Here is a 13,678-nt window from a genome sequence, read left to right on the forward strand (position 1 = left end):
CGCGATCAGCACGAAAAGATCAAGCAGCGGCGTGCATTGATGCGGCTGCCAGACGAAGTTCGCGATATGCAGACACCAGCGCGTCCTGACTGAACGCGCGGTTAAGGCCGCTTGGATTCGGCAAGACCCAGATTCGCGCGCCGCCGAAGGTCTGCGGTTGCGGGCCCCACTCGATTTCGCGCTTACCGATGAGTTCGGAAGCCGCCATCTTGCCGAGGAAGGCAATATAGCGCGGCGCATACTGCGCAATTTTTCGCTCGAACTCGGGCGCGGCCGTCCGGATTTCCGCCCGCGACAGGTGCTGCGCCCGCGCAGTGGGCCGCGCTACGGCCGCCGTCGAGCCGCATGCATGCAGCAATAGCGAACGGTCGTCCTCGGCGCGTAGCAGTTCGGGTGTGAACCCGGCCAGGTAAAGCGTGCGCCAGAACCGGTTTCCGCGGCCCGCGAAATGATGGCCCGTCGCCGCAGCGCAGAGCCCCGGGTTAATTCCACAAAACACCACCGATAAACCCGGCGCAAGGATGTCAGGAAGATGGTTGGGAGTATCGGCGCGAGGCATAGCGATGCGAGCCTTGAATGGCAACCCGTTGAAACGGAAAGAGTGTGATGCAGCCGGCACGCCTGGAGAAGTGCCAGAAGCGCTCTTTCCAGGCCCAAGCGTAAGCGAAATCGCGTTATTCAATCGCTAACGGCATCGAGCGTCAACGATGGCTCCGGTACCGCACCACGAAAGCGCTGCCGATACTGTTTCGGCGTCACGTTGAGCCGCCGCGCGAACGTGGTCCGCATATGCGTGGCGCTGTGAAAGCCACACTTGAATGCGACCGTCTTCAGTGGCGCGTCGGTTTCTTCGAGCAGCTTTCTCGCCGTATCGACCCGAACCTGTTCGACGAATGCCGACGGGGTCACCTTCGCATATTTGGCGAAGAGACGCGAGAACGTGCGCCGGCTGACGGACACGGCGCTCGCGAGTTGCTCGATCGAAAGCACGTCGGTGATGTGGTCCATCACGTAACGTTGCACCTTGCCAATGATCGGGTCTTCATCCCTGCGCACGCCCACGTAAGGGCTGTATTGCGACTGCCCGCCTTCACGCTGGATATAGACAACAAGCCGTTTCGCGACGCGCACGGCCAGTTCATGTCCCCAGTCCTCGGCCACCAGCGACAGGCACAGATCGATACCCGCTGTGACGCCCGCTGACGTGAACAGGCGGCCGTCGCGGATGAATATGCGGTCCGGCTGCACGCATGCTTGAGGGAAGTCGTCGGCCAACCGGCCCGCATCGGACCAGTGGGTCGTCACTTCGCGGCCGTCGAGCAGTCCCGCATGGGCGAGGAGGAACGCGCCATTACAGACGGAGCCGTATCTGGCGGCGCAGTTTGCCTGACGCGTCAGCCAGTCGAGAAATGCGCGCGGCGGCTGAAAATCGGGCAACTGCGGCCCGCCTGCGATCAGCAGCAAATCGCATTGCGTGTCGAAGTCCTGATAGCCGAACGGCACGGCGATTTGCATCCCGTTGGAGGCCGATACTGTGCCCGCTTCGTAGCCTACAAAAGAGACTTGATATCGCTGATGCGCGGGAATAAACGTGTTCGCTTCCGCGAAGACGTCGAGAGGGCCTGCGACGTCCAGGGCCTGCACTCCATCGAAGATGACAACGGCAACTTTCATTTCCTGACCTTCATGAACAGTAGGCACGTCGATGAGATGAAGCCCGGTGACGCGCATTCATTCAGCTTATCGCAAGAAAGCACCGACACTATGTCGCAAGCAGAAAATGTCAGATTCACATTTTCCACAATGGCAGATTGGGAGTCCATGATGTTGCAATGTGAGAATCTGCATAGTCAGATAGGTGGGTATCGTGTGCGGCAGATATCGAGCGATGGCCGATATCGATTCCAGTTTGACCTGCGAAGGTGCCTGTTGATCGGTCGCGTTGGACCAACGCTTGTCAGAATAAACATGCAGGCCCTCGCGATTCTTCTTCCAGTCGCAAATCACGAACGTGCGGACGGGAACGGCGATGCACGGCGAACCCGTCAGATCGATCGTTCGAAAACTGGAGCTGAACATACGTTGTTCTCGAGTTGGACGAGGCATTGGCTTTTGAACTGGGTGGCTGACATCGCGCAGCGCCCGTTTTTCATTCGAGACAACCATGACCCAAAATCCAGACATCGCTTCAGCAACCCTTTCTGCCCCTGCAAACGGGCGCGAACCGATGTCGGGCGCCGACATCATTTTGCGCGTGCTCAGCGAACAGGGCGTCGATACGCTGTTCGGATACAGCGGCGGCGCGATTCTTCCGACATACGATGCGGTTTTTCGCTTCAACGAAATGCATGCGAACGATCCGCAGCGTCAGATCAGGTTCGTGGTCCCGGCGAACGAACAGGCGGCGGGCTTCATGGCCGCCGGTTATGCGCGCGCTAGCGGCAAGGTTGGCGTATTCATGGTGACGTCCGGGCCGGGCGCGACCAACGCGGTGACGCCCATTGCGGATTGCAACGGCGATTCGATTCCTGTCGTGCTCATATGCGGCCAGGTGCCGCGTGCGCTCGTCGGCACCGATGCATTTCAGGAAGCGCCCGTTTTCAACATCATGTCGGCGTGCGCGAAACAGGTATTCCTGGTCACCGATCCGACGAAGCTCGAGCAAACGCTGCGCACCGCGTTCGAAGTCGCGCGCACGGGCCGTCCCGGTCCCGTGGTCGTCGACGTGCCCAAAGACGTCCAGAACTGGATGGGGACTTACCAGGGCCACGGCACCCTTGAATTTCGCGGCTATTCCGATCGGCTCCGGCGAGTAGCGAAAGGGGCGCACCTCGGCGCGGACAAGCGTGCTGAATTCTTCGCGCTGCTCGGGCAGAGCGAGCGGCCGTTGTTATACGTCGGCGGCGGCGTGATTGCGGCGGGAGCCGCGGCCGAACTGCTTCAGTTTTCCGAGCGATACAGACTGCCTGTCGTGACGACGCTGATGGGGCTCGGGGCGATGCCCGCAAAGCATGAGCTATCGCTTGGCATGCTGGGCATGCACGGCACCGCTTGTGCGAACTACGCGGTCGAAGATTGCGACTTTCTGATCGCAGTGGGCGCGCGATTCGACGACCGCGTCGCGGGCGGAAGGCCTGATGCCTTCGCACCTCGCGCGCGGCATGTCGCGCACATCGACATCGATGAAGCGGAGATCAACAAGGTCAAGCGTGCGCACTGGACGCATATCGGCGATGCAAAAAACGCGCTCGCCTCGCTGCTTGAGTTCGATGCGAGCGTGCAAGCGCCATTCGACTGGATCCAGGAAGTGCGGGAACTCAAGCGGACATACGGCATGAATTTCGACCGGAACGGCCCAGCGATCCCGCCGCAACTCGTAATCGAACGGCTCAGCGAAATAACGGACGGACGCGCGATCATCAGCACGGGTGTCGGTCAGCATCAGATGTGGGCGGCACAGTTCTTTGAATTCGTCGAGCCGCGAAGCTTTCTGACCTCGGGCAGCATGGGCACAATGGGTTTCGGCTTGCCTGCGGCGATTGGTGCGCAATTCGCGCGACCCGATGCACTCGTGATCGACATCGATGGCGACGGGAGTATCCGCATGAATGTCGGTGAACTGGAAACGGCGAGCACCTATGGCGTGCCTGTCAAGGTGCTGCTGCTCAATAATGTCGGCGATGGAATGATCCGGCAGTGGCAGCATCTTTTCTACGAAGGGCGGCTGTTCGTCAGCGACAAGACATTGCATCGCAAGGACTTTGTGATGGCCGCGCGGGCCGACGGCTTCGCGTTTGCAAGCCGCGTCGCGGAAATCGGCGACCTTGACGGCCAGTTGAAAGCGTTCCTCGCATTCGACGGTCCGGCCTTCCTCGAAGTCATGATCGATCCGAACGCTGACGTCTACCCGATGGTCGGGCCCGGTCAAGGCTTCGCGAATATGATCACCGGGCCTTTCATACCGTCGCGTTCGCAGCAACGCGCGGGCGGTGGGCGGGCAGGGCGTCAAGCGGCCTCGGACATGTTCTAGGGCTTACCATCCAAACGAGAGATTCAAGGGGTGCGGACGTCTGGCGCGACTCGGATCGTAGCCGGGCATGGATGTCGGCACGCTCGAATCTTGACCCGGAGCCGGTGAACATTGGCCAATTGTCGTTGTGTCGTCGCACTATGATGACCGGAAGCGGGTGCCGGAAAGAACCAGCCCGCCGTATTGAAATCAGGATTGGAGCGTCATGAGCTTACGGGACACGATTGATTCGCCATCCAACGCACGGCAGCGTGTTGCGGACGGACTCCGTGGATTTCTGATCGCAGGCGTGTCGGCGACGGGAGTGCACTTCATGTCGGGCCTGGGCGCGTTCGAATCGACGGTCGCGCCTCATTACGGCGACACGCCGTACGATGCGTTCGGTGCAGCACACACGGGCACGTCAATCTCTGCGGCAATAGGAATGGCGTTGGGTTTGCTCAATAGCGGAACGTATATCGTGGCGATCAATTGCGATGACGCGCTGTCCGCCGGTGGACTGAACGCTCAAAGCGCCGACTCAAGCAGGCTTCTACATGAGCGCAACTGACCCGACAGCCGACTTCGATAGGGCAATCCGCGCGTTGGCGCATCCGTTCCGAAGGAAAGTGCTGCAATGGCTTGCCGATCCCGACGAATACTTTACGGTGCCGGAGTATGCGGCGTTTCGAGCCGTCTCTGCGGGAATGCTGCATGCGCGCAGCGGTTTGTCGCAATCGACGGTATCCGGTCATCTGGCTCAACTCGAGCATGCCGGTTTGATCCGGTCGAAAAAGGTCGGGCAATGGGTGTTCTATTCGCGTAACGACGTGGCGATGCGTGAACTGGCCGAATGGTTTTGCGCCGACGTTGCCGGGGTCGCCGAAATGTCTCGCGTCAAATAGACGGCGTGCGTCACGTACCCGACCCTTCGACCATGCTGGCGCGGGCGCCCCGGTCGGCAAGCTGCCGGGTGCAAACGGGCGCCGCCGCAAACGCATGGCCGACCTGAGCGATGAGACTATCAGCGCGCAACGATGAACGACGTATGCATGCCCATCGCGTAGTGCCCGGGCCGGTTGCAGATCAACACATAGCGTCCGGGCGCGAGCTTCAATGAGAGGCGTTTTGTCGAGCCCTGCGCCAGGTCCTCTACCTCGCCAATCTTACTGAACCGGCTTTCGGCAACGAGTCCTTTGTGGACGGGCAGATGCGCATCGTCCACGTCTGTCTTCAACACCACGAACTCGTGTTCGGTATTGTCGTTCGCTGCATTATTCACCTCGAAAGTGACACGCCCCGCTTTTGCCGTGTCGCTATCGAGTTGAATTGTGTTGTCCGTCAGCTTGACGTGGATCATTTCGTCCGCGTAAGCGCTGAGCGGCGCAACAAATGCGGCTATCGCCAGCACGAACGCGGTATGGCTTCTGTCGATCATCATGTCTCTCCTCGAAAGGGCGGTGTTGCTGCTGGACGTGCCGACGAGCGGTCGTCCGTCGGACGAACCTCGGTAATGAAACGTGGGTGGGCTTTGAAATATTCCGCCCGTTGTCGATCGTGACCGTCGCGGAAAGTTGAAGGCGTGTTGGAGCTCGCACATCCAGGCTTGCTGGGCGAGATGAAGCGCGTGGGAGGAAAGCGCGATCCGGCTGAGGGGGGAGCGTCCGCAAACGGCTGGAACGACCGTTTGCCGAAGCCTGGCGGCGGACCGTGAAGACACGTACGCCCGACACGTATGTCGGGCTGGAACCTTCGACTCTAATCGCTTCGCCGTGTGCCGCAACCTTTCCGTTGTTTCGAACCCAACAGTCGCGGTCGTTGCCCGGCAGCTTTACGCCGGATGTGCAACGATAGCCGTGCAACTCGCGCCTGTCTGAAGACGCTGGACAACCCAACGGGGAGGGTAGATGAGAGAAGACGCCAAGACGCTATTCGTCGCATCCGAGGATATTGCAACCGCGTTGAACCTGCTTGAGAGCATCGAGGTCGAGATCGGTTTCGACTGCGATGATCCGGAGAGCATCGAGCAGGCGATGCTCGCCGTCGAGGAAGCAATCAATACTCGGCTGAGCGGCCATCGCGGCGATTCACGTATTGAATCGGCCATTCTGCGCGTCAAGCTGGACTTCCGGTGCGCGATTCTCGAGCAGGCGTCGTCCGATGACGACGATGATGAGGCCATTGGCATCGTCCACACCGTGCATTGACAGAGTCGGGCGCGCGTCGGCCCGGTCGCCCGTCGGGGCGGGCCGACGCGGCGCGCGGCGCTAAGTCATTGCGCGCTGTCCGTGCGACCGAGATAGTCGTCGACTGCGCTGCCGACGGTAGGGTGAAAGCGCTCGTCGCCGATGATATCGAACAGTTCGAAGCGCCTGAGCTTGTCGCGCACAGGATCTTTCATTTCCGCGAAATGCAGTGCGATGCCGCGTTCGTCGAGCAGCCGGTTCAGTTCGCGCAGCATGTCGGCCGACGTCACGTCGACGCTGGTCACGGGCTCCGCGGCCACCACCACTCTGTTGATGGACGACGGCGATTCGTCGACGGCTTCCAGCAGGCGTTGCTGAAAGAGTTCGGCGTTGGCGAAGAACAGTGGTGCATCCCAGCGGAACAGCAGCAACCCGGGAATACGCGCCGCATGCGGATAACGCGTGATGTCGTGGTAGCCCCTCAGACCTTCCACGCGTCCTAGCACCGCGAAATGCGGTCGCCAGCCGTCCCAGAGAAATTCGATGACCGCGAGCGCCACCGCAATGCAGATGCCGGGTATTGCGCCGAAAACGGCGACGCCGGCGAAGCAGACGACCGATAACCAGAACTCCCATTGCTGGATGCGGTAGATGCGCTTGAGGTCGGCGAATTCGAACAGCCCGATGGCCGCGGCAATCACGACGGCGGCCAGCGCGCTATTGGGAAGATAACGCATCAGGTTGGGCGCAGCCATCAGAAGTATGGCGACGGCGACCGCGCCGACGATGCCCGTCACCTGTGTTCTCGCGCCCGCAGCTTCCGCCACGGGTGTGCGCGAAGAACTGCTGCTGATGGGGAAGCCCTGAAAGAAGCCGGCCGCCAGATTGGCCGCGCCCAAACCGACCATTTCCTGGTTGGGATCGACGCGCGTATGAAAACGTGCGGCGAAGGTTCGCGACAGCACGCTCGTATCGGCGAACGAGATCAGCGCGACCGCGCAGCCGCCCAGCACTATCTTGACGAAATCGGCGTCACCGGCCCACGGCAATGCAAAGGACGGCAGGCCTTGGGGAATCTTACCCAGCACCTTGACGCCGAGGCTGTCCAGATCGAACACGGTGACGCTGAGCGTGGCCAGGATCACCGCGATCAGGATGCCCGGGACCTTATCGAAACGCTTCAGCAGGAGGATCAGCACGAGGCTTCCCGCACCGACTGCGAAGCTGTACCAGTTGGCTTTGCCCGCAACGAGGGCGGCGCCCAGCGTCAGAAGATCGCGCAGCGGCCCCCGGTCATCGAACGATATGGCAAAGAGCTTCGGCAGCTGGCTGATCAGCACGGTTAGCGCAATGCCGTTCATGTAGCCGTAGCGGATCGGTTTGGACAGCAGTTCGGTAATGAAGCCCAGCCGCAGCAGTCCCATCACGATACAGAACAGGCCCGATACGATTGCCATCATGCTGGCCACGGCGACGGCACGTGACGGATCCCTGCCGGCAATGGCGACGACGACCGCGAGGATGGGCGCGGCCAATGCTGAGTCGGGGCCGAGCACGAGAATGCGGCTAGGGCCAAACAGCGCATAGGCGAGCAGCGGAATGATCGTCGCGTACAGACCGTAGACACCCGGAACCCCGGACGCCTCGGCATACGCGATGCCGACGGGCACCAGCATGGTGGTCAAGACCAAGCCCGCAGCCAGATCGTTCGGCAACCAGCTGGCCCGATACCCTTTGAGCAATGTCAGGCCAGGCAGCCAACGCATCCACGCAGGCGGCTTGACCGCAACCTGTCCGTCTTCAGGAACTGGATGATCGGATTGCATTTGTCTGATGGTCGCAATTGATCGCGCGATCCGGATTGAGTTACCGCCGCGGTTCAGGATGAAGAATAGTCCAGTCGTGCCAACCGCCACAAAATAATCGCCCCTGAATTCGCGCACTTGTATGGGACCAAAGTCCAATACTCTCCCCAAAAGGCAGGGCCTAGACTGAGGGTGAGCACCGGCTTTGGGCGTTGCATGGATGAGTGCGGGCGCGTGACCGGTGCTGATTTCTCCAACCTGATCCTGAGGGCAGAAATGAAAACGAATCGCTTCGTTATCGCAATGGCTGTCCTGATGGCGGCGTGCCCGGCGCTTGCCCAGCCGCAGACATCGGTCGATGTCACGAAAGCACCGGGCAGTGTGACGGCCGTGGGGACGGCCAAGGTGACGGCCACGATTGTCGCGATCGAGCCGTCGACGCGCACCGTCACGCTCAAAGACAAGAAAGGCAAGATGGTGGAACTGCAGGTCGGTGAAGAAGCGCGCAACTTTGACCAGCTGAAGGTCGGAGATATCGTCACGACCGAATACCAGGAAGCGATGTCGCTGAGCCTGTCGAAAACCAACGGCCCGCGTTCGGCGACCCAGCGGCTGATTGAAAAGCGTGCGGAGCCGGGTGCCAAACCGGGCGGCACGATCGGCCGCGAGATTACGGTGATGGCGGATGTCGTCGCCGTCGACCCGAAGGCGAAGACTGTTACGTTGAAGGGACCGCACGGCAACCTCGTCGACGTGCATGTCGAGGACCCGGAGCAGATGAAAAACGTCCACAAAGGTGATCAGGTCCAGGTCGTCTACACCGAAGCCGTTGCGATCACTGTCACGCCTGGCGCGGCCCAGTAGAAGGCGGCCCATCACACCGGCTAGCGGGCCCGGGCGCCGGCGGCGACGCGCGCGCAGAGTCGTGTTCTGTCGAGGTGAAGAGTGATGATGGTACGGGGAACACATCGGCCTCACGCCGTCGCGGACAAGCCTGTTCGAGGTGGATGCGGGCGCGGTGTGGGCGTCGCCTTCAGGCGTCTCTTGCTGATGACCGTTTGCGCCTCGCTGCCGCTCATGGCGGGGTGCCCCTACTATGCGGCGCCTCCCGGCACTGTCATCAGCGCACCTGCCAGCTTTAACCGCTCTTTCGCCGCTGCAGCGGGTGCAATGCAAGACGAAGGGCTGTCGATTTCCGTGCAGGATCCCGGGACGGGCACGATCGTCGGTGGAATCGACGGCGGTGTCGTGCAGGCGAGCGTGCGGCAGCAAGCCGATGGCAGCGTCGTGGTTCAGTTCGACTCAAAGAATGCGCGCGATCCTGCACTGCTCGATCGCATTTCGCGCAGCTATGACAGGCGTATGGGGCGCTGAGCGCGGCAGGGGCGAGACGAGGGAGGCGCGGGTCGAAGGTCTGTGCAGGATGCGGGAGGACAGTGCATGACGAAGCTTCTCATCGATGTGGTCGTCTTTCTTGCGGCGGCGCTCATTGCCGTGCCAATGTCAGTTCGCCTCGGATTCGGTTCGGTGCTCGGATATCTGGTGGCGGGCATCATGATCGGACCGTGGGCACTGGGGCTCGTGACCGATATCGACGCGATCCTCCATTTTTCGGAGCTGGGCATCGTGTTGATGATGTTCGTGATCGGACTCGAAATGCAGGTCGACACGCTGTGGGCGATGCGCCGCACGATCTTCGGCTACGGCACGATGCAGATGACCGTGTGCGCCGCGGCGCTGTCGGCAATCTTCATGCTGCTCGGGTTGTCCTGGCGGATTGCACTGGCGGGCGGGCTCGCGCTTTCGTTGTCGTCGACGGCGATGGTGATGTCGGAGCTTCAGCAGCGCAAGCTGATGGACATGCCAACGGGCCGCGCCGGGTTCGGCATTCTGCTGTTCCAGGATATGGCGGCCATTCCGCTGATCGCGCTGCTGCCGCTGCTCGGACCGGCGATGCCCGTCGCAGCAGCGGAGCCGGGCTGGCTCATCGCGCTAAAAGCGCTCGGTATGGTGATTGCGGTTGCGCTAGTGGGCCGTTACCTGTTGCAGGTCGTGCTCCGAGTGATCACCGGCATTGGCGTTCCGGAAATTTTCACTGCGTTTGCACTGCTCTGGATCGTAGGCATCGCATTACTGATGGAGAGCGTCCATCTGTCGATGTCGTTGGGCGCCTTTCTCGCTGGCGTTCTGCTCGCAGACTCGGATTATCGACACCAGGTCGAAGTCGACATGGCGCCCTTCAAGGGCTTGTTGCTCGGTCTGTTCTTCATTGCGGTCGGAACGTCGATCGACTTCGGCGTGCTGATGCGCGAGCCGGTACGCGTGGCCGTCCTGGTCGTGGCGCTGGTCGGGATCAAGACGATTGCGCAGTGGTTCCTTGCAAACAGATTTGGCGTGCCGGCATCGGAACGCAGCTACTTTGCGGTTCTCCTGTCGCAAGGCGGCGAGTTCGCCTTTGTGGTGATGGCCGCTTCTTTGGCGGCAGGCGTCATCGATCAGCGCCAGTCGTCGCTCGTTACGCTCGTGGTCGCGCTGTCGATGGTGTCGACGCCTTTGCTGTTGCTCGTGCATCGCCGGTTCGTGCAGCCAGTTGTGAGTCGTGAGCCTGGATAGCGGCCGCCGTGCACAAGCGTGGCGTTCTAACCGCGTAAAGGCAGCTTGGCTTTCATGCGTCAGCCTCTGGCGCGTCGGCCGCTTCCACGTCAACGCCGGCCACCGGGTCACTAGCGACGGGCGCGTCCTCAACTGGCCGATGCACACGAAAACACGGCCGGACGACCCGGCCGCGCTTCGCCTGCCGACTGGCGCTACTCGGCGGCAATGGCTCCTGCGTCTTCGCAACTGTAGTCGAGCGCTTCGGCGACTTCGGGGCAGGTCACCTTGCCGAACGCCACATTCAGGCCGCGGCGCAGATGCTCGTCGTCGGTGAGCGCCTTGCGCCAGCCTTTGTCCGCGATCTGCAGGACGAAGGGCAGTGTCGCGTTGTTCAGTGCGTAGGCGGACGTCCGAGGCACGCCGCCCGGCATGTTCGCGACGCAATAGTGAACGACCTCGCCGACCTTGTAGGTCGGCGCAGCGTGAGTGGTGGGCTTCGCCGTTTCGCAGCATCCGCCCTGATCGATCGCGACATCGACGATCACCGAACCGGGGCTCATCGCCTCGACCATCTTGCGCGTGACGAGTTTCGGCGCGGCGGCGCCCGGCACAAGTACACCGCCGATTACGAGGTCCGCGGCAAGCACATGCTGCTCGATATTGTCCCGGTTCGAATACACCGTGATCACACGTGCGCCGAGCAGTCGGTCCATGCGCCGCAGGGCATCGACATTGCGATCGATCACCACGACTTGCGCACCCGTGCCGACGGCGATCTGGGCCGCGTTGCTGCCCACCACGCCGGCCCCGAGGATCACGATCTTCGCCGACGGCACGCCCGCCACGCCGCCCAACAGGATGCCCTTGCCGCCGTGCGCGCGCTCCAGGCAGAAGGCGCCCGCCTGAATCGACATGCGGCCCGCGACCTCGGACATCGGCGCGAGCAGGGGCAGTCCGCCGCCGGGTTGCGTGACCGTCTCGTACGCGATGCAGACTGCGTTGCTCTTGACGAGATCGGCGCATTGCGCGGGGTCCGGCGCGAGGTGCAGATAGGTGAATAGGATCTGGCCGCTGCGCAGCAGCGCGCGCTCCGGCGCTTGCGGCTCCTTGACCTTGACGATCATGTCGGCGGCCGCGAATACGGCGCCCGGGTCGGGCACGATCTGCGCGCCCGCCGTCCGGTATGCATCGTCGGATGCGCCGATACCCGCACCCGCTCCCGTCTCCACGCTCACCTCGTGTCCATGCGCGACGATCTCACGTACGGACGACGGCGTGAGCCCGACGCGATATTCGTGATTCTTGATCTCCTTCGGAACGCCGATGTGCATATTGCCTCCTTGTATGGACTGCAAGCCCGCCGCGAAACGATCGCAGTCGTTTCGTTCGTGGGATGTTCACTGCGGCAGCCAACAGCCTCGGGTATCGGTGAAGCTTTTGGTCGTCTCCTGCTATAGCCTAAACCTGAATCCTGCGCGGTGCCGCGGCGCACGCACGCAAGCGGCCCGCCAGCGCGAGCCGCTTGCATCGACGATGACTGCTCGAATGCCTGGCGATTCGCTTGCACGAAGCCGCCCCGCGACGAGGCCGGGCAGCGCAGGAGGCTTGCCGATATGACGCGGCGGCTGAGTGAGCACGGCGGCGGGCGAGGCGAGGCTGACCTACGGCGGCGCCTGCGCGATGCAGCGCGGCATCGCGCCCGTGCGCAGGCAGTCTTACCAGCGCAACAGCTTCGGCCCCAGCCACGCGCCGATGCCCGCCGGCACCAGCATGCCGATTGCGTACCACACGCCCCAGAAGGCGGGGCTCATCTCGGGACAATGCAGGCAGTACACGACCGTGGCCGTGGAACTCGCGAGCAGACCGGCGACAGCGCCCGCGAGCCGCAACTGCGTGGGCGCCAGCGATTTGACAGCCCAGAACACGGCGGGGAAGGTCGGCAGCGACAGCAGCATGATGTTGAACGGACACGTGCGCCAGGTTTGACCGAGCACCAGCGCCCACCGTCCACCGGGTGCCGTGCCGTCGAGCAGGAACAGGCTTGCCGCCCACACGGCGACGAACGGCAGTGCGATCAGCGCCCACGAGTAACCCGCGCGCGCGCCAGGCCGGCCAAGCCGCATCACGGCGAACATCGCGCCGACCGCAATTGCAAGCGGGTACGCCATCTTCGACCAGAAGAGGGCCGTGCGCGCGACGCTCGCCAGATCGTGCCGCACGCCGAACACCAGGCTCATCAGGACCAGCGAGCCCAATCCGCCGAGCAGCAACGCCTTGACGAAACGCCGTGCGACGGCGCCGCGCTCGATGCGCGTGACCTGATTCGACAGAAGGCCAATGAGATCGTCGGTCTTCATCGTAGCCCCCGGATGCGTGCGGCCAGCGCCTTGAGCCCCCGATGCACGCCGACCTTCACGGCCGATTCGGACAGACCCGTGATACGCGCCGTCTCCGTGACAGACAGGCCTTCGAGTTTCATGTGGACGATCGGGAGCCGCTGCTTGTCGGGAAGATGGTCGAGCAGCTTGCCAATATCGTGACGCGCTTGCGCGGGTTCGTCGTCGGTGTCGGCGAGCAGATCGGCGTGATCGTCGAGCGGATCGTTGAGGGATTCGCGACGCGCACGCGAACGGAAGAAATCCATCAGCTTGTAGCGGGCGATCGCATGCAGCCAGGCCGTCAGCGGCTCGTCGGGACGATAGGTGTGCCGCGCATTGTGCACGGCGAGCAGAATCTCCTGAACCAGGTCTTCGACATCGTCGCGATACTGCGGGATGCGTCTGCGCAAAAAGCCGCGCAAATGTCGCGTGAGTGCCTGGAGAAAGCCTCGATAAGCGTCGGCGTCGCCGTCGAGACCACTGACGAACAATGCTTTCAGGCGGCTTTCCGCGTCTTGCAACATGGCTCCTTGGTGGGCGGGACGGCGGCACGACGACGCTGGAGCGTGGCTTGCCGCCGCGGCAAGCGGGGCGCCCAGCTTCAGATCGAGCGCTTCGGCATAGCCGAAGCCGTGATGCGCCACTATAGCGCGGTCGTCGTCCATCGTCGTCACCCGCCTCCTTTAACGGGTTAATTCGTTCTTC

General features: G+C 62.3%; 15 protein-coding genes. 7 read left to right on the forward strand and 8 right to left on the reverse strand.

Features of this window, described 5'->3' with window-relative positions:
* Window positions 1–19: 19 nt before the first annotated feature.
* The 3 genes from mug to BPHY_RS41920 form a co-directional block, all read right to left on the reverse strand.
* Window positions 20–559 carry a G/U mismatch-specific DNA glycosylase gene (gene mug, locus BPHY_RS25065; protein ID WP_012404258.1) on the reverse strand — a complete coding sequence of 180 codons (540 nt, stop codon included), beginning with the start codon at window positions 557–559 and terminating at the stop codon, window positions 20–22.
* Window positions 560–678: 119 nt separating this feature from the next.
* Window positions 679–1,674, reverse strand: a complete 996-nt coding sequence (locus BPHY_RS25070; protein ID WP_012404259.1) for a GlxA family transcriptional regulator — start codon at window positions 1,672–1,674, stop codon at window positions 679–681.
* Window positions 1,675–1,740: 66 nt separating this feature from the next.
* Window positions 1,741–2,247 (reverse strand): hypothetical protein, encoded by a 507-nt coding sequence (locus tag BPHY_RS41920; RefSeq protein ID WP_167538875.1) that lies wholly within the window; start codon window positions 2,245–2,247, stop codon window positions 1,741–1,743.
* On the opposite strand from BPHY_RS41920, the gene ilvB reads away from it, so the two are divergent.
* The 3 genes from ilvB to BPHY_RS25085 all read left to right on the forward strand — a co-directional run bounded on the left by ilvB (window position 2,165) and on the right by BPHY_RS25085 (window position 4,914).
* Complete coding sequence (gene ilvB, locus BPHY_RS25075; RefSeq protein WP_012404261.1) at window positions 2,165–4,030, forward strand: biosynthetic-type acetolactate synthase large subunit; 1,866 nt, start codon at window positions 2,165–2,167, stop codon at window positions 4,028–4,030. The genes BPHY_RS41920 and ilvB overlap by 83 nt on opposite strands.
* A gap of 205 nt (window positions 4,031–4,235) precedes the next feature.
* Window positions 4,236–4,580, forward strand: a complete 345-nt coding sequence (locus BPHY_RS25080; RefSeq protein WP_012404262.1) for a 1-deoxy-D-xylulose-5-phosphate synthase N-terminal domain-containing protein — start codon at window positions 4,236–4,238, stop codon at window positions 4,578–4,580.
* Window positions 4,567–4,914: an ArsR/SmtB family transcription factor gene (locus BPHY_RS25085; RefSeq protein WP_012404263.1), complete on the forward strand. Its 348-nt coding sequence runs from the start codon at window positions 4,567–4,569 to the stop codon at window positions 4,912–4,914. Before BPHY_RS25080 ends, BPHY_RS25085 begins: the two co-directional genes overlap by 14 nt.
* A gap of 119 nt (window positions 4,915–5,033) precedes the next feature.
* Here BPHY_RS25085 and BPHY_RS25090 read toward each other — a convergent pair whose 3' ends face one another.
* Entirely contained in the window at window positions 5,034–5,447 is a 414-nt protein-coding gene (locus BPHY_RS25090; RefSeq protein ID WP_041765385.1) for a cupredoxin domain-containing protein, read from the reverse strand.
* Window positions 5,448–5,916: 469 nt separating this feature from the next.
* Between BPHY_RS25090 and BPHY_RS25095 the strand changes: the two genes are divergently transcribed.
* Window positions 5,917–6,216, forward strand: coding sequence for a hypothetical protein (locus BPHY_RS25095; protein WP_012404265.1), 300 nt, complete (start codon window positions 5,917–5,919; stop codon window positions 6,214–6,216).
* 65 nt (window positions 6,217–6,281) lie between these two features.
* Here the strand turns inward: BPHY_RS25095 and BPHY_RS25100 are convergent, their stop codons facing one another.
* On the reverse strand, window positions 6,282–8,021 hold the full coding sequence (locus BPHY_RS25100; protein ID WP_012404266.1) for a SulP family inorganic anion transporter: 1,740 nt from the start codon (window positions 8,019–8,021) through the stop codon (window positions 6,282–6,284).
* Window positions 8,022–8,276: 255 nt separating this feature from the next.
* On the opposite strand from BPHY_RS25100, the gene BPHY_RS25105 reads away from it, so the two are divergent.
* From BPHY_RS25105 to BPHY_RS25115, 3 genes are all read left to right on the forward strand, one after another.
* Window positions 8,277–8,864 (forward strand): hypothetical protein, encoded by a 588-nt coding sequence (locus BPHY_RS25105; protein WP_012404267.1) that lies wholly within the window; start codon window positions 8,277–8,279, stop codon window positions 8,862–8,864.
* Window positions 8,865–9,050: 186 nt separating this feature from the next.
* Window positions 9,051–9,374: a hypothetical protein gene (locus tag BPHY_RS25110; RefSeq protein WP_157686722.1), complete on the forward strand. Its 324-nt coding sequence runs from the start codon at window positions 9,051–9,053 to the stop codon at window positions 9,372–9,374.
* A 66-nt stretch (window positions 9,375–9,440) separates the two neighbouring features.
* A complete protein-coding gene (locus BPHY_RS25115) occupies window positions 9,441–10,613 on the forward strand; it encodes a monovalent cation:proton antiporter-2 (CPA2) family protein (protein ID WP_012404269.1) in 1,173 nt (390 codons plus the stop codon).
* A gap of 194 nt (window positions 10,614–10,807) precedes the next feature.
* On the opposite strand, the gene ald is transcribed toward BPHY_RS25115, so the two are convergent.
* From ald to BPHY_RS25130, 3 genes are all read right to left on the reverse strand, one after another.
* Window positions 10,808–11,926: an alanine dehydrogenase gene (gene ald / locus BPHY_RS25120; RefSeq protein WP_012404270.1), complete on the reverse strand. Its 1,119-nt coding sequence runs from the start codon at window positions 11,924–11,926 to the stop codon at window positions 10,808–10,810.
* A gap of 384 nt (window positions 11,927–12,310) precedes the next feature.
* Window positions 12,311–12,952: a DUF1109 domain-containing protein gene (locus BPHY_RS25125; RefSeq protein ID WP_012404271.1), complete on the reverse strand. Its 642-nt coding sequence runs from the start codon at window positions 12,950–12,952 to the stop codon at window positions 12,311–12,313.
* Window positions 12,949–13,497 (reverse strand): sigma-70 family RNA polymerase sigma factor, encoded by a 549-nt coding sequence (locus BPHY_RS25130; RefSeq protein WP_012404272.1) that lies wholly within the window; start codon window positions 13,495–13,497, stop codon window positions 12,949–12,951. The genes BPHY_RS25125 and BPHY_RS25130 overlap by 4 nt, the downstream gene beginning before the upstream one ends.
* Window positions 13,498–13,678: the final 181 nt, after the last annotated feature.

Source organism: Paraburkholderia phymatum STM815 (assembly GCF_000020045.1).
Taxonomy (GTDB): domain Bacteria; phylum Pseudomonadota; class Gammaproteobacteria; order Burkholderiales; family Burkholderiaceae; genus Paraburkholderia; species Paraburkholderia phymatum.